Source organism: Methanosarcina sp. 1.H.T.1A.1, assembly GCF_000979295.1.
Lineage (GTDB): Archaea > Halobacteriota > Methanosarcinia > Methanosarcinales > Methanosarcinaceae > Methanosarcina.
Window position 1 is genome coordinate 28,355 of the sequence record NZ_JJQY01000040.1, and the last position, 21,365, is coordinate 49,719.

Annotated in this window: 17 protein-coding genes and 1 pseudogene; 4 read left to right on the forward strand and 14 right to left on the reverse strand. The window is 45.5% G+C overall.

The features are described from left to right. Nucleotides 1-352: 352 nt before the first annotated feature. From EO95_RS04220 to pta, 3 genes are all read right to left on the reverse strand, one after another. Entirely contained in the window at nucleotides 353-1,099 is a 747-nt protein-coding gene (locus EO95_RS04220) for an acetate--CoA ligase family protein (RefSeq protein WP_235282853.1), read from the reverse strand. Nucleotides 1,100-1,393: 294 nt separating this feature from the next. Beyond that, nucleotides 1,394-2,620: an acetate kinase gene (locus EO95_RS04225; protein WP_048132474.1), complete on the reverse strand. Its 1,227-nt coding sequence runs from the start codon at nucleotides 2,618-2,620 to the stop codon at nucleotides 1,394-1,396. Between the two features lie 116 nt (nucleotides 2,621-2,736). Beyond that, nucleotides 2,737-3,738 carry a phosphate acetyltransferase gene (gene pta / locus EO95_RS04230; RefSeq protein ID WP_048132476.1) on the reverse strand — a complete coding sequence of 334 codons (1,002 nt, stop codon included), beginning with the start codon at nucleotides 3,736-3,738 and terminating at the stop codon, nucleotides 2,737-2,739. Between the two features lie 257 nt (nucleotides 3,739-3,995). Between pta and EO95_RS04235 the strand changes: the two genes are divergently transcribed. The 4 genes from EO95_RS04235 to mtaA all read left to right on the forward strand — a co-directional run bounded on the left by EO95_RS04235 (nucleotide 3,996) and on the right by mtaA (nucleotide 11,202). Then, entirely contained in the window at nucleotides 3,996-4,562 is a 567-nt protein-coding gene (locus EO95_RS04235) for a flavodoxin family protein (RefSeq protein ID WP_048132478.1), read from the forward strand. Between the two features lie 254 nt (nucleotides 4,563-4,816). Continuing rightward, entirely contained in the window at nucleotides 4,817-6,586 is a 1,770-nt protein-coding gene (locus EO95_RS04240) for a chloride channel protein (RefSeq protein WP_048132480.1), read from the forward strand. A gap of 85 nt (nucleotides 6,587-6,671) precedes the next feature. Next, on the forward strand, nucleotides 6,672-10,076 hold the full coding sequence (locus EO95_RS04245; RefSeq protein WP_048132482.1) for a HEAT repeat domain-containing protein: 3,405 nt from the start codon (nucleotides 6,672-6,674) through the stop codon (nucleotides 10,074-10,076). A 91-nt stretch (nucleotides 10,077-10,167) separates the two neighbouring features. Beyond that, nucleotides 10,168-11,202 (forward strand): methylcobamide:CoM methyltransferase MtaA, encoded by a 1,035-nt coding sequence (gene mtaA, locus EO95_RS04250; protein WP_048132485.1) that lies wholly within the window; start codon nucleotides 10,168-10,170, stop codon nucleotides 11,200-11,202. Nucleotides 11,203-11,410: 208 nt separating this feature from the next. On the opposite strand, the gene EO95_RS04255 is transcribed toward mtaA, so the two are convergent. The 11 genes and pseudogenes from EO95_RS04255 to EO95_RS04305 form a co-directional block, all read right to left on the reverse strand. After that, nucleotides 11,411-12,154: an endonuclease/exonuclease/phosphatase family protein gene (locus EO95_RS04255; RefSeq protein ID WP_327037141.1), complete on the reverse strand. Its 744-nt coding sequence runs from the start codon at nucleotides 12,152-12,154 to the stop codon at nucleotides 11,411-11,413. A gap of 108 nt (nucleotides 12,155-12,262) precedes the next feature. Next, nucleotides 12,263-12,628 carry a cupin domain-containing protein gene (locus EO95_RS04260; RefSeq protein WP_048132487.1) on the reverse strand — a complete coding sequence of 122 codons (366 nt, stop codon included), beginning with the start codon at nucleotides 12,626-12,628 and terminating at the stop codon, nucleotides 12,263-12,265. Between the two features lie 41 nt (nucleotides 12,629-12,669). Continuing rightward, on the reverse strand, nucleotides 12,670-13,323 hold the full coding sequence (locus tag EO95_RS04265; protein ID WP_048132489.1) for a hypothetical protein: 654 nt from the start codon (nucleotides 13,321-13,323) through the stop codon (nucleotides 12,670-12,672). A 327-nt stretch (nucleotides 13,324-13,650) separates the two neighbouring features. Next, nucleotides 13,651-13,935, reverse strand: a complete 285-nt coding sequence (locus EO95_RS04270) for a non-histone chromosomal MC1 family protein (protein WP_048132491.1) — start codon at nucleotides 13,933-13,935, stop codon at nucleotides 13,651-13,653. 246 nt (nucleotides 13,936-14,181) lie between these two features. After that, the gene (locus tag EO95_RS04275; protein WP_082105921.1) at nucleotides 14,182-14,709 is read right to left on the reverse strand and encodes an SRPBCC family protein; all 528 of its coding nucleotides are present in this window, start codon (nucleotides 14,707-14,709) and stop codon (nucleotides 14,182-14,184) included. A 54-nt stretch (nucleotides 14,710-14,763) separates the two neighbouring features. Further along, a complete protein-coding gene (locus EO95_RS04280; protein ID WP_048132496.1) occupies nucleotides 14,764-15,438 on the reverse strand; it encodes a PHP domain-containing protein in 675 nt (224 codons plus the stop codon). Nucleotides 15,439-15,994: 556 nt separating this feature from the next. Then, a complete protein-coding gene (gene hflX / locus EO95_RS04285) occupies nucleotides 15,995-17,263 on the reverse strand; it encodes a GTPase HflX (protein WP_082105922.1) in 1,269 nt (422 codons plus the stop codon). 21 nt (nucleotides 17,264-17,284) lie between these two features. Continuing rightward, entirely contained in the window at nucleotides 17,285-17,680 is a 396-nt protein-coding gene (locus EO95_RS04290) for a DUF2209 domain-containing protein (protein WP_048132500.1), read from the reverse strand. Between the two features lie 200 nt (nucleotides 17,681-17,880). Continuing rightward, nucleotides 17,881-18,933, reverse strand: a complete 1,053-nt coding sequence (gene endA / locus EO95_RS04295) for a tRNA-intron lyase (RefSeq protein ID WP_048132502.1) — start codon at nucleotides 18,931-18,933, stop codon at nucleotides 17,881-17,883. 331 nt (nucleotides 18,934-19,264) lie between these two features. Beyond that, nucleotides 19,265-20,758 carry a Ni-sirohydrochlorin a,c-diamide synthase gene (cfbB, locus tag EO95_RS04300; protein ID WP_048132504.1) on the reverse strand — a complete coding sequence of 498 codons (1,494 nt, stop codon included), beginning with the start codon at nucleotides 20,756-20,758 and terminating at the stop codon, nucleotides 19,265-19,267. Between the two features lie 62 nt (nucleotides 20,759-20,820). After that, nucleotides 20,821-21,330, reverse strand: a pseudogene (locus EO95_RS04305) (nitrogenase iron protein); the annotation flags it as partial. Nucleotides 21,331-21,365 lie beyond the last annotated feature (35 nt).

Here is a 21,365-nt window from a genome sequence, read left to right on the forward strand (position 1 = left end):
GAAACAAATGTTATAATTTTAGTTTGACCTGAACCCGAGACGTCTCATAATTCTGAAACCACCGGCAGATGATAACGAAAATTAATTTGAGATGGCATATTAAAAAATAAGAGGATCTGCCGTGCAGGGGACAGAGAATAGGCTGAAATAGTAAATGAATGGGGCAAAGAACCAGGCAAATAGGCCAGATGAAAATACAGGTAAATGAATAGAGCCGAAAAACAGGCATGTTATGGAGAGATTAAGAAGAAAATAAAGAGAAAAAAGACTGCTCCTGAAAAAAGTAATCAATTCCATCCTTTTTTCTTCAAACTACCAGTTTATTTCAAAGTAGAATTTTTCCTTCAAAGTGTTAATTTTTCTTCAACTTAAGCCTCATGTCCACAGCCAGGGCTCCCTTTCCCTCTTCCAAAACCATCAGGGGGTTAATTTCAAATTCCTCGATTTCCGGAAAATCGCAGACGAGCCTTGAAACTCTTAAAATGGTATCTACCAGAGCATCAATATCCGAAGGCTTTGCGCCCCGGGCTCCGGTAAGGAGAGGGTAGGTTTTGATTTCGGTGACCATCTCCCTGGCTTCATCTTCATTCACCGGGGCAATGGCAAACCTTACGTCCTTGAGGATTTCCACATAAACGCCGCCAAGCCCGAACATCAACATGGGTCCAAAGGTCGGATCACGGATCATCCCGATAATTACTTCTTTTCCTCCGGAGAGCATTTGCTGCAGCTGGACACCTTCAAGAAATGCATCCGGCCTTTTCTTCGGGATGCTTTCAATCATTTCCCGGTAGGCAGCCCTCACCTCATCTCCGTTTTGCAGGGAGAGCCTGATCCCTCCGACATCAGATTTATGGGAAATCTGCGGAGAGATGACCTTCAGTACAAGAGGATAACCTATCTCCTCTGCAGCTTTAATGGCTTCCTCTTCAGTCTGTACAAAAGCGGTTTTCACTGTAGAGATGCCATAAGCTTTCAGGATGCCGAAGGATTCAATGCCCAGTGTATGCTGACCTTTTTCTCTGGCACCCTCAAGAATTCCAGCTGCTGTAGCCCTGTCTGTCCCGGGCTCAGGAGAGATGAGATCTACCTGCTTCATAATCATATGACATCTTCAGGGCAGTTATAATTGTAGGTTTATGCTCAAAATATTTGATAGTACAATGTATACCAGCTGTATGAAGAGTTTTTGAGGTTAGCTTGAAGGGAGATTATTTTAATCGTATCAAGAAAAATCTATATTTACAAGGATATAAACCCCTCAGGATGCTGCTATATATAAAAACAGAGATGCTAAAAAAGGCAGGTGAATAATTGTGGATTTATATTCAGAAAGTGTGGTTGGAACTCAGAATAAAAAAAGGAAAAGGTAAAGGAAAGTTTCCCTTTACAATCAGATAGGTACTGAGCTGCGTAACTTCACTTCGGTCTCACAGATTTCCTTTGTTTCCCTTGCAATTGCAAGTTCTTCATTGGTCGGGATAACAAAAACCCTTACTGTTGCATCCGGAGTGCTGATATCGATTTCCTGGCCTCTGATTTTGTTCTTTTCCTCATCGAGCGTTATGCCAATACCATCCAGGCCGGAGAGGATTCTCTTCCTGATGCTTGCGCTGTTTTCTCCTATGCCTGCTGTAAAGACAACTGCATCTGCACCGTTGAGCACAGCTGAATATTCACCTATGAACTTCTTGACCTTGTATGCAAAAATTTCAAGGGCAAGTTCAGCTCTCCTGTTACCCTGGGAAGCTGCTTCATCGAGGTCTCTGAAGTCGTTGCTGAGCCCGGAAACTCCAAGCACACCTGACTTCTTGTTCATAAGAGTATCGATTTCCCTGGTTGTCAGGCCTTCTTTTTCCATAACGAAGGGAACTACTGCCGGGTCAATCGAACCGCACCTGGTACCCATTGCGAGCCCTTCGAGAGGAGTAAAGCCCATGCTGGTTTCAACAGATTTTCCTCCTTCTACAGCCGCAATGCTTGAGCCGTTTCCAAGGTGGCAGGTGATGATCTTGGTTTCTTCTGCGGGCTTTCCGAGCATAAGGGCAGCTCTTTCGGCAACGTACTTGTGGGAAGTACCGTGGAAGCCATATTTCCTGACCCCATGCTTCTCGTACAGTTCGTACGGGAGAGCATACATGTAGGCATATGCCGGCATTGTCTGGTGGAATGCTGTATCAAAGACGGCAACCATCGGGGTGCTGGGCATGATCTCCTGACAGGCAGAAATTCCCATCATGTTTGGAGGGTTGTGGAGAGGCGCCAGTTCAAAGCAGTCCTTGATTGCCTTTTCTACACCCTCGTCGATCAAAGCCGAAGTTGTGAACTTTTCCCCACCGTGAACAACCCTGTGCCCGACTGCATTGATTTCGTCCATGCCTTTGATGACACCGAATTCAGAGTCGGTAAGAGCCTTGACTACTTCCTCAAGGGCAGTCTTGTGGGTAGGGAGGTCGGTTTGTTTTTCCAGCTTCTTGCCGTCAAACCTCTTCTGGGTGATGATCGAGTTGTCAATGCCTATCCTCTCGCAAAGACCTACTGCAAGAGCGGACTCATTCTTCATATCAATTAATTGATATTTGAGAGACGAACTCCCTGCGTTTATAACCAGTACTTTCATGTGTAAACCCCAGTTCAATCCATTGATTTCCAATCACATTTAGAGTTTCCGGATAGAATAATACTATATATGAAAGTTAATAAAACGCTTCCGAAACGTTTCCGAAACGTTTCCGATTATTTGTCCTGCGCTGCAGCCTGGACACAGGTAATTGCAACGGCACCGACAATATCTTCGTCACTGCAGCCCCTGGAAAGGTCATTAATTGGCTTTGCCAGTCCCTGGGTGATAGGGCCATAGGCTTCAGCTTTGGCAAGTCTCTGAGCAATCTTGTATGCTATGTTTCCGCAGTTCAGGTCAGGGAAGATAAAGACATTAGCCTTTCCTGCAACAGGGCTTCCGGGAGCCTTTGAAGCGGCAACTTTCGGAACAATTGCTGCGTCTACCTGGAGTTCACCGTCGATTGCGATGTCAGGAGCAAGTTCCTGTGCACGCTTTGTAGCGGCTATTGTAGCCTCAGTCAGCGGGCTCTTGGCGCTTCCCTTGGTGGAGTAGGAGAGCATTGCAACCTTTGGAACGTCCTGGACCAGCAATTCGAAGGTCTTTGCGGAAATAACTGCAATGTTTGCAACGTCTTCTACACTTGGCATTTCAACCATGCCCGAGTCAGCGAAAAGGAATGTACCGTCGGACCCATATTCACAGTCAGGCACAGAGATTATGAAGAAAGCGGATGCAAGAGCTGCGCCCTTTGCTGTTTTCACGATCTGGACCGCAGGTCTGAGGGTGTCTGAAGAAGAGTGGGCAGCGCCTGATACTACTCCGTCTACTTCCCCGAGTTTGGCCATCATAACAGCGAAGTAAACGTAATCGCTCATAATTTCGGCTGCACTTTCGAGTGTGATGCCTTTGTGCTTTCTTAACTCGTAGAAAGTATTAATGTATTCATCTCTTTTCTCATAGGTTTTAGGATCTACAATTCTTGCATTTGAGAGATCCAAATCTCCTGCGAGCGCCTTAATATCGGCCTCATTACCAACAAGGACAACTTTTGCAATACCTCTTTCAAGGATCTTGGCAGCTGCCTGGAGGGTTCTGATATCTTCAGTTTCGGGTAAAGCGATTGTCTTGTTAAGTTTCTTTGCTCTTTCACTAATCTTTTCTAAAAATGTTACCAATCGACCAACCTCCTATATAATTGGAGTAGTTTAAATTAGCTGGGTCTTGATATATAAATTTACGTAAAATGCATAGAGAGATATATAAAAATCAAAAATATATATTTTGGGTTGCAGACATATATCAGTACGTAAATATTTATCCCGAAAATATATGAAGATATAAATAATTTTTACGGCAAAGGTAAGGTAACTTAAAACAATTAGTACTGAATATAAGTGACAAATTAATATAAAAGAATTCCGGAATGATTACAATGAAAATTATAGGAATTTCAGGCAGCCCTCGAAAGGGCCAGAACTGTGAGAAAATGATTGTAGCTGCTCTCGAAGTTGCAAAAGAAAGGGGGTTTGAAACCGATACCGTTTTTATCTCAAACGAGGAGGTTGCCCCCTGCAAAGCGTGCGGAGCTTGCAGAGAAAATGATTTCTGTGTGATTGATGACAGTATGGAAGAAATTTATGAAAAAATGAGAGTTGCAGACGGTATAATTGTTGCAGCTCCCGTATATATGGGAAATTATCCTGCTCAGCTCAAAGCCCTTTTTGACAGGAGTGTCCTGCTTCGCCGCAAAAACTTTGCACTCAAAAATAAAGTCGGGGCAGCTCTCTCAGTTGGAGGCTCAAGAAACGGAGGACAGGAAAAGACCATTCAGGCCATCCACGACTGGATGCATATTCACGGGATGATTGTGGTCGGCGATAATGCCCACTTCGGCGGAATTACGTGGAACCCGGCAGAAGAGGATACCATCGGGATGCAAACCGTTTCCGAAACTGCAAAAAAGCTCTGTGATGTCCTGGAACTTATCTATAAAAAATAAACGAAATAACCGCAACATATTTAAAAAAATAAATTAGATAAAAAGAAAAGTATGAAATTTCCCTGAATAAAAGATTGGATCTCTCTTGGGGCAATATTTTGAAAACATACATTTAAATAAATGCTCGAAATCTTTGGACAACAAAGGTCTTTCAAACAGAATAAAACCCGAAGATCCGAATATTTATTTTATGCTTAAGAAGATTTCAGGGAAATATTTGACACGTAAAAAAAGTCCCCAAGAGGCGCGAACATTTGGAAGTTGATCCAGAATCCAGATTCAGATTCCATAGCATCAAAGAATACCCCAGGCTAACGGAGTACATCAGCCGGTTTGATACCGAAACTACCAGGGTCAACTCAATTGCCATTATAATCGGGCTCCTGACAGGGCTCGTAATAGGAGTTTATGACCGCACCCTCCAATACAGTAACGTTTTTTTTGGAATGCAGCAGGGATACTCATTACACGAGCTTCCATTCTATTATGTAATATTCACGCCTGCCCTTGGAGGGCTGCTGGTGGGGTTAATCACCCACTTCCTGATAAAACAGAAATACGGTGTTGAAGGGCTTATAGAAACCGTAACCCTCCGCGGAGCAAGGATAAAGCTCAAGGATGCTTTTCTGGAGGTCTTTACCTCAATAATCACTATCAGTTCGGGAGGTGCCCTGGGAAAGGAAGCCCCCGGAGTCCTTGCCGGAGCCGGGACAGGCGCTCTTGTGGGGAGAATCCTGAAAAGCCCGGAAAGGCAGCTCCAGATCCTTCTCGGCTGCGGGGCTGCCGGCGGGATTGCAGCTGCATTCAGCGCCCCGCTCGCAGGTGTGGTCTTTGTAGTAGAGGTAATTTACGGGGAACTTGAAACCAAGACCTTTATTCCGATAGTTATCTCCTCAGTCTTTGCAACCCTTGTCTCGAGCACGGTTTTCGGGATAAAACCTATCCAGATATCTTCCTACCAGCTGGTCAGCCCCTACAAAGAATTAGGGCTCTACCTTGTCCTCGGACTCCTTGCAGGGCTCGTCTCTACAATCCTGATCCGGACGCTTTACTACACAAAAGATCTTTTCTCGGGAATCCCCCTCCATCCCGTCTTCAAGCCTGCCCTGGGAGGGCTTGCAGTAGGTGTAATCGGCCTTTTTTACCCCCGTGTCCTGGGGATGGGCTATGATGTGATTATGGACGCCCTGAACAACCAGTTTACTTTCAAAATCCTGCTGATCCTGCTCTTCCTGAAGATCCTCGCCTTTTCCCTGAGCCTGGGCTCCGGAGGGTCGGGTGGGACGATTGTCCCCTCCCTTTTCACAGGTGCAATGTTAGGGGGAGCCTTCGGGACAGCCGCAAACCTGTTTTTCCCGGGGATGACGGCAGAGTCAGGGGCCTATGCTATGGTTGGGATGGGCGCGGTCTTTGCCGGGACTGCCCGGGCTCCCCTTACTGCCATCCTGATCCTTTTTGAGATCACCAGGGATTACAGTCTCATCCTTCCTCTCATGTTTGCCTGTGTGCTTAGCAACGTGATGTCCAATGCCCTGTATCCGGAGTCCATTTTCACGGAGGGGCTCCGCAGGAAAGGATTCAAGATCCGAAAAGGCCGGGAAGTGGATATCATGGTTTCCATGCTTGTAAAAGATGCCATGGTCACACATGTCCAGACCGTCTCCGAAGAAAAGAATGTAGGCACCCTTATTGCCCTCATGCAGGCAAGCCGCCACGCCGGTTTTCCAGTCCTTGATTCAAAAGGCAAACTTTCAGGGATAGTAACACTCTCAGACCTCCGGAGCAAGGTAAAGTACGGAGAAGTCGACAAAAAGATAGGGGATATCTCCGCCAGGGACGTGGAAGTCGCCTATCCCGACGAAACCCTTGAAGCTGTCCTCAAACGCCTTGCCTCAAAGCAAATAGGCAGGCTCCCCGTTGTGGACCGCCAGGACAAAACAAAACTCCTTGGCCTCATCACCCGGAGTGACATCGTAAACTCGTACAACAAGAAAGTCGTAGAAAAAGTCCGGGATACAGACTAAAAGCAGTAAACTAAAAAAGGTCCCCTGACAAAAAGAATAGAACCGGAAAACTGGAAGCTATTCGTACTAAAATTGTGGGGACCTTATGCCTGTAACAGAGAGTATCTCAAAAGGTGAACTGGAAAAATACCTGAAAGGCGTAATTCTGGAAGACAGTACAGAAGAAATCAGTAATTTTTACACGGAACTTTCGGTAAGGGAAATATTACCGATCACCCGCCAACTTTTTGAAGAAAAGGTATGCCTGACCCGCGAATTTGAAGTCCTTCAATTTGTAAAAAAAGAAAAACATTTAATAGTTTACGGAGAAGCGGGCTCGGGAAAGACATGGACCCTTAGATGGCTGGGTACTGCCTGTGCCAGAAAATGCCTCGAGAAAAAAGAAGGCTTTGTTCCTATTTACGCAGCACTTGATTCCTACGTTAAAGGCTCTTTTTACGATTATTTAAGAGGGAAAGCAGGAAAAAAAGGCATTTCAGGACCTGATTTCAGGAAACTGCTGGAAGGAAAAGCCCTGCTGCTTCTGGACGGGCTAGACACGCTTACGCCTTCCGACAATTTTTCCCCCTTCGAGGAAATTTCCGATTTTATCTCGGAATACGAAGACTGCCGATATGTTTTCGCCTCAAGACCCCGGATTTCCGGCAGCATAAGAAACAGATTTGCGGTTTGCGAAATTGAAAAACTGACTGATGAAAAGATCAGGGACTTTATAGAGAAACATATCCCGGATGAGGAACAGGCAAACTTCCTGAAAGCCGCTGTCCTGAAAGGAAACCATTCAAATACGGTTCTTCGAAATCCCCTGATGCTTTCCCTCTGGCTCGAAATTGCAGGGACCAGCAGGGGAATAAAAGGAAATGAAAAAAATGTTGAGGCTTCTTTTCCTTCCAGCCGGGCGGAGATTTATAAGGCTTTCATTTCAGAGCTTTTTAGAGATATTACGGCGGAAGAAGCTATTCTCAGCGCCGAGAATGTATACTCGGTAAAAGAAAACTCGGCAAAAGAGAAAACTGGAAAAGAGAACTCGGAAAGGATAATTATTGAAAATATCCTTACTGACCTATCCTTCAAACTCCAGTGCGTGAATAAGGTTTCATGCAAATACAAATACGCCCTTGAAGTGGCAGGGAAATATGTAAAATATGATTCATCCGGCAGATACGGTTCATCCTTCAAAAAAGAGGCAAGAAAACTTCTTCAGACGTGTTTTGGGCTGGGGCTCCTGAGAAGAAAAGGTTCCGAAATAAGATTAGGAATACACCAATCACACCAATCTTTTCAGGAATACTTTGCTGCCTTAAAGTTGAAAACATATTTTGAAAACGGGATGGAGATCTCCGATACATTTGGGCATCCTGAATGGGAAGACGTGATCATATTCACCTCAGAGCTGGTTGAGTCCGGGGAAGAACTGGTAAATTCCATTATTTTAAGCGGGAATTTATGCCTTGCTTCAAAATGTGCAGGGAAAGCCGGGCCCGAAACAAAGGAAAAATTATGTGCATTACTTGCCAGGAAACTTGATAGTAAATTTACAGTGGAAAAACTGAGGGCAATTCAGAGCCTCGGAAGCCTGGGAGTCTGCGGGATTGAGGCGGTTTCGGAAGCGTTTCACGATGAAGAGATAAGTGTGAGAAGAGAAGCGGTGAGGATTCTTGGGGAAACAAAATCAGAGGCGGCTCTTGTCCCGCTCACGGCCGCACTTGGAGACGTAGATTATTCGGTAAGGAGGGAAGCTGTAAAGGCTCTCGGAGTTATCGGGTCCGAGAGAGCAACCGAACTGCTCACAAACGCATTTGCGGATCAGGAAAGGGCTGTCCGCCTGGAAGCTACGGAAGCGCTGGCACAGATAAAATCGGAAAGAGCGCTCGAAATCCTGGTCGGTGCCCTTAAGGCTAAAGATGATTTTGTGCGCTGGGGTGCCATAGGGGCTCTTGGAAGGGCAAACCCCGAAAACGCAGCTGACCTTCTCATAAAGGCATTCCGGGAAGGGGATAACTTTGTTCGATTGGGAGCCGCAGAAACCCTGGGCCAGATGAGATCGGAAAAAGCTGCCGGAATACTCGTAGAAGCCCTGGAAGACGAAGAGGAGTTTGTGCGGTGGATAGCGGCAAAAGAACTTGGAAAAATAAAACTGGACAACAGTCCTGATATGTTCATCGTTTCACTTGGAGATAAAAGCCGCTTTGTCCGCAGGGAAGCAGCAAAAGCCCTCGGAATGACAGGAGCTGAGAAAGCAATCGTCCCCCTGATTTCCGCGCTCTCTGATGAGGATGAGCTTGTAAGAAAGGCAGCCGCTGAAGCCCTTGGAGAGATAGGGACAAAAAGAGCAGTTGACCCCCTGATCAGCTTACTCGGGGACGAGAGCCATTCGGTCCGAATAGAAGCAGCAAGGGCACTTGGGATGATAGAATCCGGAAAAGCCGTATCCCCACTCCTCCTCGCACTTGGAGATGAAAACCGCTTCGTCCGGAGAGGAGCGGCAAAGGCCCTTGGACAGCTGAAACTCGAAAAAACCCTCGAACCGCTCATCTGCACATTTGAATCAGGAAACAGCTTTGTGAGGCAAGAGGCAATAAGGGCCCTCGGCCTGATAAAATCAGACGGGGTGTTGGACCGGATATCGGATAACTCAGGCCGGGCGTCGGACCAGATGCAGGATAGCTCAGACCGGGCTCTCGACATGCTGATTGATGCTCTTGAAGACGAGGACGAGTTTGTGCGAAGAGAAGCCGCAAAAGCTCTCGGGAACTTTTCCGAAAAAGAAGCCGAAAGAGCCCTTAAACCCCTGATAAATGCCCTTGAAGATAAAGAGGGGGAAGTTAGGAGATTTGCAGCCGAAGCCCTTGTGAGCCTGGATCCAAGAAAATCCATTGAGCCCCTGATCTCTGCCCTCAAGTCCGAAGACGAAATGGTGCGAAGGCTTGCGGTAGAGGCACTTGGTCGGATAAAATCGAAAAAAGCCATCAAACCCCTGATAGACGTCCTCCTTTGCGATGAAGCTGGCTTTGTGCGAAGTGAAGCTGCAAGATCCCTTGGGAAAATAAAAGCAGAAAAGACCATTGACCCGCTTATTGAGGCACTGATAGATGAAAACAATGACGGAAGATGGGGTGCTGCTGAAGCCCTGGGGCGGATTAAAGCCGAAAAAGCAGTCGACCCTCTAATCAATGCTCTTGCCGACATTGACGATTTCACAAGGTGGGCAGCGGCAAGGGCTTTAGGCAGGATAAAACCGAAAAAAGCAATCGAACCCCTCATCAACTCGCTCTATGACTGGAACCGCTTCGTAAAAGCAGAGGCTGCATGCGCACTCAGTGAAATCTGTACAAAATCCGATAAAGCACAGCTGCAGGCTTTACTTGCCTCGGAAAATAAATTTGCAGCAAATCTCGCTTTTGAGATCCTGGAAAGCTTTGAAACTGAGGAAAAATCAAAAGTCATATTGTTCAAGGAGCGAAGACAGGTTCACATGTATCAGGTTTGAATAAAAAAGCGAACCGGAAAAGGCAAACAGGATTATTGGAAAACTGAAAAATTAAAAAAACTGAAAAATCAACAAACCGGAGCCGAAAAAAATGGTACAAAATCTCAGGAAAAACTTTCTTAACGCGCTTCAGGGCAAGCCAGTTGACAGAACCCCCGTTTGCTCCGTGACCCAGACCGGGACCGTGGAACTTATGGACCTGACCGGCGCCGCCTGGCCAGCCGCCCATTCCGACCCGGAAAAGATGGCAGCCCTTGCCCTTGCAGGCCACGAAATTGCGGGCCTTGAAGCCGTCCGCTATCCCTACTGCCTGACAGTGCTTGCCGAAACCATGGGCTGCAATGTGCGGATGGGTACAAAAGATATCCAGCCCTCGGTCCTGTCCCACCCCTTTTCCGAAGGCCCGGATAAACTGAAAGTTCCTGACGCCCTGCTCGAAAAGGGGAGAATCCCCACCGTCCTCAAAGCAACGGAAATCCTGACAGCCCGGACCGGAGGAAAAACCGGGAAAGAAGAAGTCCCTCTCATCGCAGGCATGGAAGGCCCCCTTACTGTTTTTACCCACCTTGCGGAAGTTAAAAACTACCTGATCTGGACTATAAGAAAACCCGAATACGTCAATGCCTTCATGGAAACCTGCACCGAAATCTGCATAGAATACGCAAACGCCCTCTTTGACCACGGCGCAGATGCCCTCTGCATGCCCGACGGCGGGATAGTCGGTTCAAGGATGATGCCCCCCTCGGTCCTTGAAGATTCGGTCAAACCCTTCTACAAACGCCTCTGCAAAAAAGTAAAAGGCCCCGTAATCCTGCACATCTGCGGCGATGTAGGAGATTCCCTGAAAACCCTTTCAGAATGCGGCTTTGAAGCTATAAGCATCGAAGAAAAAGCCAGCATAAAGGACGCAAAAGAGGCCATCGATGGCAGGGCAAGGTTAATCGGAAACGTCTCCCCCTCAAGGACCCTGCTCTTCGGAACCCCGGACGCCGTGAAAGCAGAAGCAAAGCAGTGTATCTCAGACGGCGTGGATATCCTTGCACCAGGCTGCGGGATCGCCCCGAGGACTCCGCTTGCAAATATAAGGGCGCTTGTGGAAGCTAGGGACGAGTGGTATGAAGCCTGAATTGCGCCTAGGGAGCACGAGGTCCTTTTCGCTGCGCTCAAGATGACTAATTAAAATCTTGACCCGTAAAACCTTATTCGCTATACCAAACCGTTCTTGTCCCGCTCGCCTGCGAGCGGTCTTTCCCACGAAAAAACAGAAGAAGTGAGAAAAACAAGAAAAGAAACTACAAGATTTATCCTTAAAACTCAAGAACCTAAATAATTCATTATAATTCTGCTATTAAAGGCATGTGATCACTCAGAGATATCCAATCTTCATATTTACCGAGAGAAAACGATTTCCTGCAATTAATAAAGTCGATAGGCGCAAATATATAATCTATGTGATAAGGAGTTTTTCTATTTTTCCTGAAATATAGTGTCGGGTCTCTTTCAATCCCAAACTTTACCTTTTTTGATGCATGGTAAATACTGGAAATTTCAAATTGATTTAGCAGTTTAATTACATCGGTAAGTGTCCCATGAAGAGGATATTTAAGATGCTCACGATCCCAGATAACATTCCAGTTGAAATCACCTGCAATAATTGTTGGGGACCTGAACATATCTTTATAATAATTCAATGACTGCCAAACTTCTCCTATGTACCTTCTTCCCGGATCTTCTTTATTGTCCTGTGACCAGACAGCGATAAGATTTATTTCTCTATTATTGAGCACTTTGACTGGAAGGACATACCTGTAACTTTCACAATAGGACTCATGAGTTGTAATTTCAAAGTCATTGAAACTAAAAACAGCCAGACCCTTGTTTTTATTGTCGCTTATCCATAAAATATTATCATAAAACTTATTTTTGAACTTGTCTGGATGCTCACACTCTGGAACTATTAACAAATCAGGCTCATAGGGAAGAATTTGTTCGTGTTTCTTTCTGAAAGCCATGTTACAATTCCAGGTAATAACTCTCATGTTAACACTATTAACGCGGTTACTGATCACTAGAATCATTAGCTACAAACAGGATAAGCTCTTAAAAATAAGAAGCATCAGGACAAAAAGTTTGTTTTTTAAATCAAAAAAACCAGTCATTTGCAGATAATGAAAAAATTCCCGAAATCATTCCATAAGTTCCGTATCCTCATGCTTATACGCCGGCACACAGCAGCAGAGAATTTTCAGCTCTTTTTCACCGGGATTTCGGACCCTGTGCGGAGTTCCGGGCGCAATACAGATTGTATCACCTACCCTGACCTCAAATTCTTCAGAGCCGAGGGTCATTATTCCGCTGCCTTCGGTGATGTGATAGATTTCTTCGGTTACCCTGTGTTTGTGAAGGAGCGTTTTCCCTCCGGCAGGCACGATGGCTTCAGCAAGGCTCTGGTTTGAGTTGCCGTAGACTGAGGGATGCATGAGTTCACGGATTATTGAGCCATCTTTTGTAATGTAGGGCTTGACTTTGCTGTATTCGGTTTTTATCTGCATTCAGAACTACTGAAACTGCCAACTATATAACTATTTTTATTTTAAAGAGATGGGAGTACTTCGTCTTCCTGCAAAAATTCTGAAAAAAGCGTGGGGCAGTCCGGGATCTTTTCAGCATCTATCATAATCAGATTAAGGTAGAAAGGACCTCCGCCTTTAATGTCTACAGGAGCAAGGTCGACGAATTCCAGGATGTCAACCGGATATTCGAGATAAGAGTTCTCAAGCTCAGGATGGTTCAAATTTTCTTTGCAGGGGAGACCCACAGCATAGATTTTGGAATCTAAAAGGTCTTCAGCTCCTGCATCCAGAATAAACGCAAAAAAGAAATACAGCCCATGGGGCAGATCAATCATGTACCTGGTGTCTGCATCAAGCTCGGATAATAAAAGGTTCTGTGTCTTTTTCCTGTACACCATCAAAAGCAGCACTTTATCTTCGGAAAGGAGTTCCTGAACCGTATCTGGCAGGAAAAGGCTCCCAAAGACAAACTCGTACTCTTCATAAATCGAAGCCGTAAAATCGTTTCTGACAAACAACAGGCCGTCCTGGTCCGAAAGCGAATAACTCATATTGCCCTGAAGATCAATTATCGGATATTTCCCTGAAGAAGTATCCTTCCAGAAACGGTCAAGAGCTTTGTCCTCTATTCGGGACAACAGGTGTATACATTTTCCAACAGCAATACCTTCCAATAGTAACCCCTCCCACTGATTCCGCGGCTCATATTCAGCCCGATTTTTTCTATAAAAAACCCCCTTTGTAGAATCAAAGGTCACATGATATTAAGTTCAATAAATTATAAGAACGGCATAATATAAATGACTGGACATAAAAACAGGTCAAATAATTAAGAATTCAAGATAGAATTCAAGATAGAAATCCAAAAAACAAATCCAGATAGAAATCCAAAAAACAAATCCAGATAGAAATCCAAAAAACAAATCCAGGAAATAAATCAGGAAAATTATAGAAAAAAAGAAAGAACCTTGAATTTCAAGGTAGATGAGGAAAACTAGATTTTACTCGATTGTTTCTATTTTCTCTTTCTTGACAAAGGGCTTACTGATTTTCGCTGGCATCCATTCAGGCCTGTTTTTTGGGGCTGCGACAGTTTGCTTCCAGGCTTTGAAAACATGAACTTTCTTTGTCCCACGTTCCCTGAGTCGGATAATATCTGGTTTTGATTTGGTTCCGGTGCCCCTGTTTGCAGCTTTAAGGGCAGCTTGTCGAGGCTGTTTTCCAGAGAAAACTCCGTGCTCATTGCCTTCTACATCCCGTAAAACAAAATTTCTTGTGTCAGACATAAGGAATATCTCCCAAAATATGTTATAAGAGAATGATAAAAGTAAAGGTATATATAATTTTCTTAAGATGTTGTCAAGGGTTATTGATTTATTTGAAATTTACCTCAATTCAGGAATTGTGTATACACCTTATTTGGAATTAATTCTCCCTGGGAAAACAATATCTATAGCCATAGTTACGGAAGTTAAATAAGCAAATCTCAACGAGATGGCTTTCTTTAATTACAGGTTAAGAATTTTATAAATTTATTTGACCCTTTCCGCCCTTTTTTTGAGGGCATTGTTCATATCCCCAAAGCTGCGTACCGTACCCTTCTCTATAGACCATGAAGTGCTGATAATAGGAATTGCAATGCCATTGAATATCTCTTTCTGGATAAAGCGTACCTTGCGACCTGAAATTTCTTCAAGGATGAGGCTGTGCTCCCCATCGAGCAGCCCAGGGAAAAAGAAACTTCCTTTCCACGTAAGCTCTTTTCTTGGCTCCAGGCGAATTATCCTCGGGTGAAGGGTCACGCCTTTTTTTTCCCAATCCGGCTTCATATAGACTTTAATTTTGCTCCCGACCTTTGCCTCCCCGCTGATTTCCTTTATGTAAGGGTTCCAGTTTGGGTAGGCTGCAAAATCCATAAGGATCTGCCAGATGCGGTCCGCAGAAGCAAAGATTTCAATTTCTGTGCTGATTTCTTTTTTGAACCCGATGGTTGCAACTCCTCTTTCGCTTTTCCTGTTTTTTCTTAGTCTATCGAAGGCAAACTTATTAACCCTGTTTATTTAGATCGGAAGCAGGGAAGATAAAATCGAAAAAAGAAGATCCAAGCTATAAGTTCAAGCCCTTCCGAAGAGTTTTTTCTTCAATTTTCGCTTTACGCTTCCCGACATCTGTTTCAGGATAATTGGAGTGGGCGTGTTTTTTCCTGCGGGGGCGACTTTACCTTCTCTTATTGCCCTGAGCACTACCTCGACTGTGTTTTCAGAAGCATCGATTTCAGTGTATGCCTGCCCTACCATTTCAGGAATATGGGAATCACTTCCTGCAACTTCGGGTATTCCGAGTCTTTTTGCCTCAGCCAGAGCTTTCCTGTTGGCTCCGTTAAAAAGGCAGCGAGAATTGAAGACCTCAACTGCATCAATATCAAGCCCTTCAAAACTTCCAATGCCGTGGGAGCTGCGCTTGAAAGGGTGGGGGATGATAACCGTACCTCCAAGTTTTCGAGCCCTGCGGATCGTTTCTTCCGGACTTAACAGAGGCTCTATATTCTCTCTGATTCCCAGAACCAGGATATGTCCTTTTGAAGAACTCACCTCCACGCCGGGAATGACTGTAATTTCAAGACCAAGCTCCAGGGCTTTATTCGCACAGGCAAGCCCACCTTCAACCGTATCATGGTCACATATGGCAAATCCGTCAAGTCCCCTTTTGCGGGCAACCTCAAGGATATCTTCATGGCTTGACTCGCTATCTTTTGAATGCTCGGAATGTACGTGAAGATCGAATTTCATGCTAATATAAAAATGAGCGATGAAGTTATATAAATTTTGAAACGGAGACGAAGAAAGAGAAAAAGAAAGATAGCAGGCACCTGACGAATTGGAATTCAGAAAATGGAAGAAAAGGATTAAGGAAAATAAAATCAAAAAGCAGGGCTCTGTGAATTTAATTCGGAAAAGAGAATCAGGAGAACTGAATCAGGAAAACTGAATCAGGAGAACTGAATCAGGAAAACTGAATCAGGAGAACTGAATCAGGATAAACAAACCGAAAAAAATGAAAAGAGGAATAGCGAACGGGCAAGTGTATATAAAAAATCTGGTGTAGGGGTAGTTTAGGATATTAGGAGGGTCTGATGTATTCAGTAGACACCCGTTCGCAAACAAACAAACAACTTTCGAGTATAAATGTCTTTCGTAGACACACGAACGATATTCGGGTTATGAAAAAAAAATATCGGAAAAGAAAAACATTGGTAAATGTACGGACAATATACCAATGGTTATTATATAAATGGAAAAGCTTTTTATTCTTCAATGCCGCTTGAAAAAGCACCATAAACGGTATTCAACGTTGTTCATCCAGAGTATGTTCCAGAGATTTGATCCTGTTGATTACCTCTGTTCTGGCTTCATAATCCACTGAAATCCGCTCCCCGTACTCAACCCTGTGTACAATACCCTCTTCGTACAGCCAGGAGAGAATTGACATCCCTTTTTCCGAGTTCGGAAGGGAAAAGGAGTAGAAAAACCAGGCAGGAAGGTGTTTGATTATCTCGGCTTTTAACTCCTGCATGCCAACCTGTTCTTTTGCGGAAATGAACACAGGATTGGGAGCCATATAGCCTATTTCTTCCATAACAGCTTCAAGTTCGGATGCTTCAAGCAAATCGGTCTTGTTGAGCACTGTAATCACCGGAACTCCCTGGATACGGTCCCAGAGAGTATCGTGAGCTGTGGAAAGCTTCTGCAGGATTATCTCAGGTTTTTCGCTTACATCAACTACCAGCAGGATAAGGTCGGAAAGAAAGATCTCATCGAGGGTAGATTTGAAGGCATCAACCAGCCAGTGCGGGAGCTCCTCTATGAACCCTACGGTATCTGTCAAAAGAGCCTTTCTTCCGCCCAGGTCAAGTGCCCGGGTAGTCGGCACAAGGGTTGTAAAGAGCATATTCTGTGCTTCAACGCTTTCATCAACAATGGCATTGAAGAGAGTGCTTTTTCCGGCATTTGTATAACCTGCAAGGGAGACCAGGGAAAAACCCTTCCTATGCCGAAACGCCCGCAGAGACTCATCATCTTTTTCTGCAGACTCAAGTTCATTTTCAATCTTTGTTATCCTTTTCTTCAGGTCCTGTTCATAAGCGTCTTCATAGTCCCCAAGCCCCATGAAACCTGCCCGTTCCTCCTTTTTCAGAAGGGAAACAATAGCTCTTGCCCTCGGAACCTCATACCTCAGCCTCGCAAGTTCAACCTGCATCTTGGACCTGCGTGTGGTAGCTCTTTTTGCAAAGATTTCAAGGATAAGCTGGAACTTGTCTATTACCTGGCACCCACAGGTTTCCGAGATATTGAAAAGCTGAATTGTAGAGAGCCTGTTATAAAAGATGACCTTTCCAGCCCTCTTAATTCTCACAAGTTCGGCAAGATCCTCTATCTTTCCTCTCCCCAGCTGGTACTTGGAATCCGGAAACCTCGTCTGCGTAAGTTCCCCAACAGGAACATAGCCTGCAGCCCTTGCAAGCTCCCTGAGTTCCTCAAAGAGATATTCGCTGCGTTCAGGGTCAGCACGCGGATTGGTTCTTTTTACGAGAATTACCCTGTTTTCGGTTTCTATATTTTGTTCTTCGGGAATTTTTCACGCCTCTATGTTCAGTTCTTTAAGAAGTAAATTTCGAGCGCTCAAAGAGATATGGTGAGCAAGTTCAATGGCCCTTCTCTCAGCTATGGACTCCTGGTACTTAAATGCCCTTGAAAACATACTTTCCGGCACCCACGGGGGCTGATTATACATATCCCCTTTTTCTGCCACAATTGTCCCCTCAAAGGAAAGCTGATTAGCCGTATCCTCAATCAGCTGCACAATGTCAAGCAAGACGGGTGCTCTCTTAAGCCAGAATGGAAGGATCTTCACCTGCTTAACTTTTTCGATATGGTCCGCAGAAACAGTAAGGGCTGCTGCCGCACAGACCATGTAGTAGCCGCCTTTGATCCTGTGCCTGCCCGAAATGTCCACTGCAATAATATCCCACATTTATGTTTCACCCTCCTTCCGGGATGAAAACCCAATTTTCACGAACCCTTAAGAGAAGGGCGAATGTTTTACTCAGGTCTAATTTACCCGGGTCTAATTTACTCGGGTCTAATCTACTCGGGTCTAATCTACTCGGGTCAATAATCTTTACTCAACTCTGCCCGAAGAAACCTGAGATAAAATCTCATTTTGATACAGAATCACATTTTGACTCTGCCAATATCCAGGTACTCGACTCCTTCCCCTTTCTCGACTGCAAAGAGCATTCGCTTGCGCACACTGTTTGCAAGCCGGACAGCCCCGGACATAACCGGAAGCCTGAACTCGTAATCTGCAGGGATAGCGTTCACAAGATACTCGGAATGGGGAATTTTTTCTATGAACTCGACTTTCCTGTAGACCCTGAAATGGGTCCCGAACTTAAAACCTGTCTTGACCACGTGCCCTGAGTCCCGCAGAGCCTTATATGCGAGGTATTTCCGCAGGAAAGAACCTTCGATTTCCGAGGCTTTCTCAACAAACTCTTCGAATGAAAAGACCTTTCCTTTCCTGTCCCTTACAACTATGATCCCTCTGGAAAAGAGGTAGAGGGACTCGACAAGGGAGAGCTGCAGCCTTTCAGAGTCAAGCATTTTCCCGTAGAAACCTCTGGAATAAAGAGCCCCGGAAGCCTCAGCGTCCCAGGCTATTACCCTGTCTTCGAGGAAAGTTGTATCGGTTTTGACGGCAGGGAAGGGTTCAGGCATCTCCCCTTCAGGGGCAGCGGTTTTAATCTCGTAGAAGGTGAGGTCACTTTCTTCATCCACCACAGCCAGGATAAACTGCTTATGCACGTTTTCTGCCGAGACGACCGAATCCTGCAAAAGCTTTACAGAAAGAAGCTGCCTTTCCGACAGGACATGGACAAAAATTCTTGCCGCACTTTTTCCGGGATGGCTGCCTCTGGGGTATACCCTGAAGTCCACAGCTGAAGGCTGGACATAATACCCCCGCTCTTTGAGGTCTTTATACACGATATACTTCAGCTCGAAATTCGGCTGCCTCAGAGAAGCCTGCTCGAAAAAGGCCCTGAAATCAAGCGGTTTTCCTTCAAGCTCAATCTCGAGTTTTCCTCTAAACTGAAGGTATGCGGCTTCCACAAGTGAGAGTTCAAGCCCGTCCCCCCTGGGACGCCCGAAATAACCTGTTTTGTAAAGTTCGGCCACCGCGTCCTTTCCGGCAAGGACCCGGTCCCCTTTAAGTTGTGTTTTCAATAGTTTCACCTGAAAAGAAAATAGAATGAAAATAAGTTTTATAAGAATCTTTTTTGTAACAATCTGAATTGTAACTTGTAACAATCTGAATTGTAACAATCTGAATTGTAACAACCTGAATTGTAACAATCTGAATTGTAACTTGTAACAGTCTGGATTATTATGGCTTTTAATAATCCAGCCTGTAATTCCTGGTGTGTAATAATCTGGCTTAATATAATATTGTTTTTTCTACCTGCAAAGGCAAGTGGCCCGCAACCGGCAGCATGAATATATAACTTAGAATAATGCCTTTCGGTTGAAAACCCGGATCAAACCTGCATTTATATGTTTATCGGGAAGCCCTGGAAGCCCTGAATTTACGGGCAGCTTCAACAAATGAACCTGCAAGTTCCCTGTATGAGACTCCGTGCAGGTGGGCGTAAGAACCGAGGGTATTGCCGACAATAAGCCCATCCTGATCTCCTTTTATTCCAGTGCCCCTTGAGAGGGTTATTGCAAATTCCGCATCATCGGGGATTTCCCGGATTTCGGAGTGGTGGAACTCATGCCCCTTGAAGCTGTTGCCTTCTTTTCCCAGAAGGCAGTCCCTATCAAGAGTCCCGATATTGTAACTGACAACCCTCGTCTGCCCCATAATTGTGTGGCCAGGAAGCGCCCCGACCATTGAATAGGTGGACTCGGGCATCGAAGCATCGTGGTATGTGCCTTTTCCGGGGACTCCGGTACTGATTTTTTCCGTAAGGTACATGAGCCCCCCGCACTCGGCGTATATGGGCATACCTGCAGCAGAAGCTTCTTTGATGCTCATTCGCATGGACTCGTTGGCTTCGAGTTCGGCTGCAAAAAGTTCAGGGTAGCCGCCTCCTATATAAAGCCCGTCAACATCAGGAAGCCCGGGATCTTTTACCGGGCTGAAGTAAACAATCTCCGCCCCGGCAAGTTCCAGCAGGTCGATATTATCATGGTAGTAAAAGTTGAAAGCCTCATCAAGGGCAATACCTATCCTCGGTCCGGGAGATCCTGCACCGGCAACAGGGGAAAAAATGCTATTTTCGGAACTTTTCAGGGGTTTTGCACTCCTTGCGATTTCCAGGAAGCGGTCCACATCAATTCCTTTAGTGATAATCTCTTCAATGCCCCGAAGCCTGTCCTCAAACCCTCCGTCTCCAAGCCTCCGCCTGCCTTCAAGCGCAGGCATGAGCCCGAGGTGGCGCATGGAAATCTGCATGGCTGGGTCCCTTGGAATAATTCCTATAACCGGCACGCCAGTATAGAATTCTATTGCCTCTTTTGCCTTTTCTGCGTGGCGGCGGCCCCCTATATTATTAAGGACAACGCCTGCGATTTCCACATCAGGGTCGAAATTCTTATAGCCGCTTATAAGGGCTGCACTGGAACGGGTAATGCTGCGGGCATTGATTACAAAAACCACAGGGCATTTAAGGATCTTTGCGATCTGGGCGGTACTCCCCAGGTCGCTCAAGCTTTCAAAGCCCTCGTAAAGCCCCCGGACGCCTTCGATAATTGCAATATCAGCTCCGTCCCCGGTTTCACAGGCATGGGAGTAGACATCAAGAATCCCGGCTTCGTCCATTAGGTACCCGTCAAGGTTCCGGCAGAACCTTCCCGTGATTTCTGTATGGTAACTGGGGTCGATATAGTCAAGAGCGACCTTGAAGGACTGAACTTTATACCCTCTTGAAACAAGGGCAGCCATAAGGCCCATGGAAATTGTGGTCTTACCTGAAGAGGAACGGTCTGCAGAAATAAGGACCCTGGAAATGCTCCCTGCCTCTATTCCGGATTGTTTGCTGTAGGACATGCTTTCAATAACCCCTGAGTTCGGTATATCCATTTATTGCGGCACAGGTAAGTTTTTGCAGTTCACTGCGTCATTTCCCTTAGCCGCTCATCGCTCAGGTGGGCTGCCAGAACCTTCTTTTCGTTATTCAGGATTGCTTTTCCAAGCTGGCGGTAGATTTCAGCAATGTCGGAGTCAGGAGCTTTCTCCATAACAGAGTAGCCTTCCCTTTCACAAACCTGGACTACATCCCGCTTGGGGATAAAAGCCATAAGCTGACTGCCGATTTCCTCAGAAAACTTCCTGACGATTTCCTCTTCCCGGATAGCGTTTCTGGAATTGCATATAATCCCGCTAAGTGGCATTCCGATCTTGGAAAGCCCTTTGCAGATATTGTTTGCTGCATAGAGGGGCATATATTCTCCCGAGGTCAGGACGTATGCCTCGTTTACATAGCCCTTCCGGACAGGGGCAACAAATCCGCCGCAGACAATGTCTCCCGGCACATCGTAGATTATAAGGTCCTGTTCTTTAAGGAGGTCTTCTGAAATGCTTTTCAGTTTCTGGATTGCAACTATGATCCCGCGCCCTGCACCTGTCTCTTATACACATCTCCGAGCCCACGAGA

Coding starts and splice junctions, on each gene's coding strand:
- EO95_RS04290 (WP_048132500.1), bottom strand. CDS start 17,680: ATGTGGGATATTATTGCAGTGGACATTTCGGGCAGGCACAGGATCAAA.
- EO95_RS04235 (WP_048132478.1), top strand. CDS start 3,996: ATGAAAATTATAGGAATTTCAGGCAGCCCTCGAAAGGGCCAGAACTGT.
- mtaA (WP_048132485.1), top strand. CDS start 10,168: ATGGTACAAAATCTCAGGAAAAACTTTCTTAACGCGCTTCAGGGCAAG.
- EO95_RS04270 (WP_048132491.1), bottom strand. CDS start 13,935: ATGTCTGACACAAGAAATTTTGTTTTACGGGATGTAGAAGGCAATGAG.
- EO95_RS04260 (WP_048132487.1), bottom strand. CDS start 12,628: ATGCAGATAAAAACCGAATACAGCAAAGTCAAGCCCTACATTACAAAA.
- EO95_RS04225 (WP_048132474.1), bottom strand. CDS start 2,620: ATGAAAGTACTGGTTATAAACGCAGGGAGTTCGTCTCTCAAATATCAA.
- EO95_RS04220 (WP_235282853.1), bottom strand. CDS start 1,099: ATGAAGCAGGTAGATCTCATCTCTCCTGAGCCCGGGACAGACAGGGCT.
- EO95_RS04255 (WP_327037141.1), bottom strand. CDS start 12,154: ATGATTCTAGTGATCAGTAACCGCGTTAATAGTGTTAACATGAGAGTT.
- EO95_RS04280 (WP_048132496.1), bottom strand. CDS start 15,438: ATGAAATTCGATCTTCACGTACATTCCGAGCATTCAAAAGATAGCGAG.
- EO95_RS04245 (WP_048132482.1), top strand. CDS start 6,672: ATGCCTGTAACAGAGAGTATCTCAAAAGGTGAACTGGAAAAATACCTG.
- cfbB (WP_048132504.1), bottom strand. CDS start 20,758: ATGTCCTACAGCAAACAATCCGGAATAGAGGCAGGGAGCATTTCCAGG.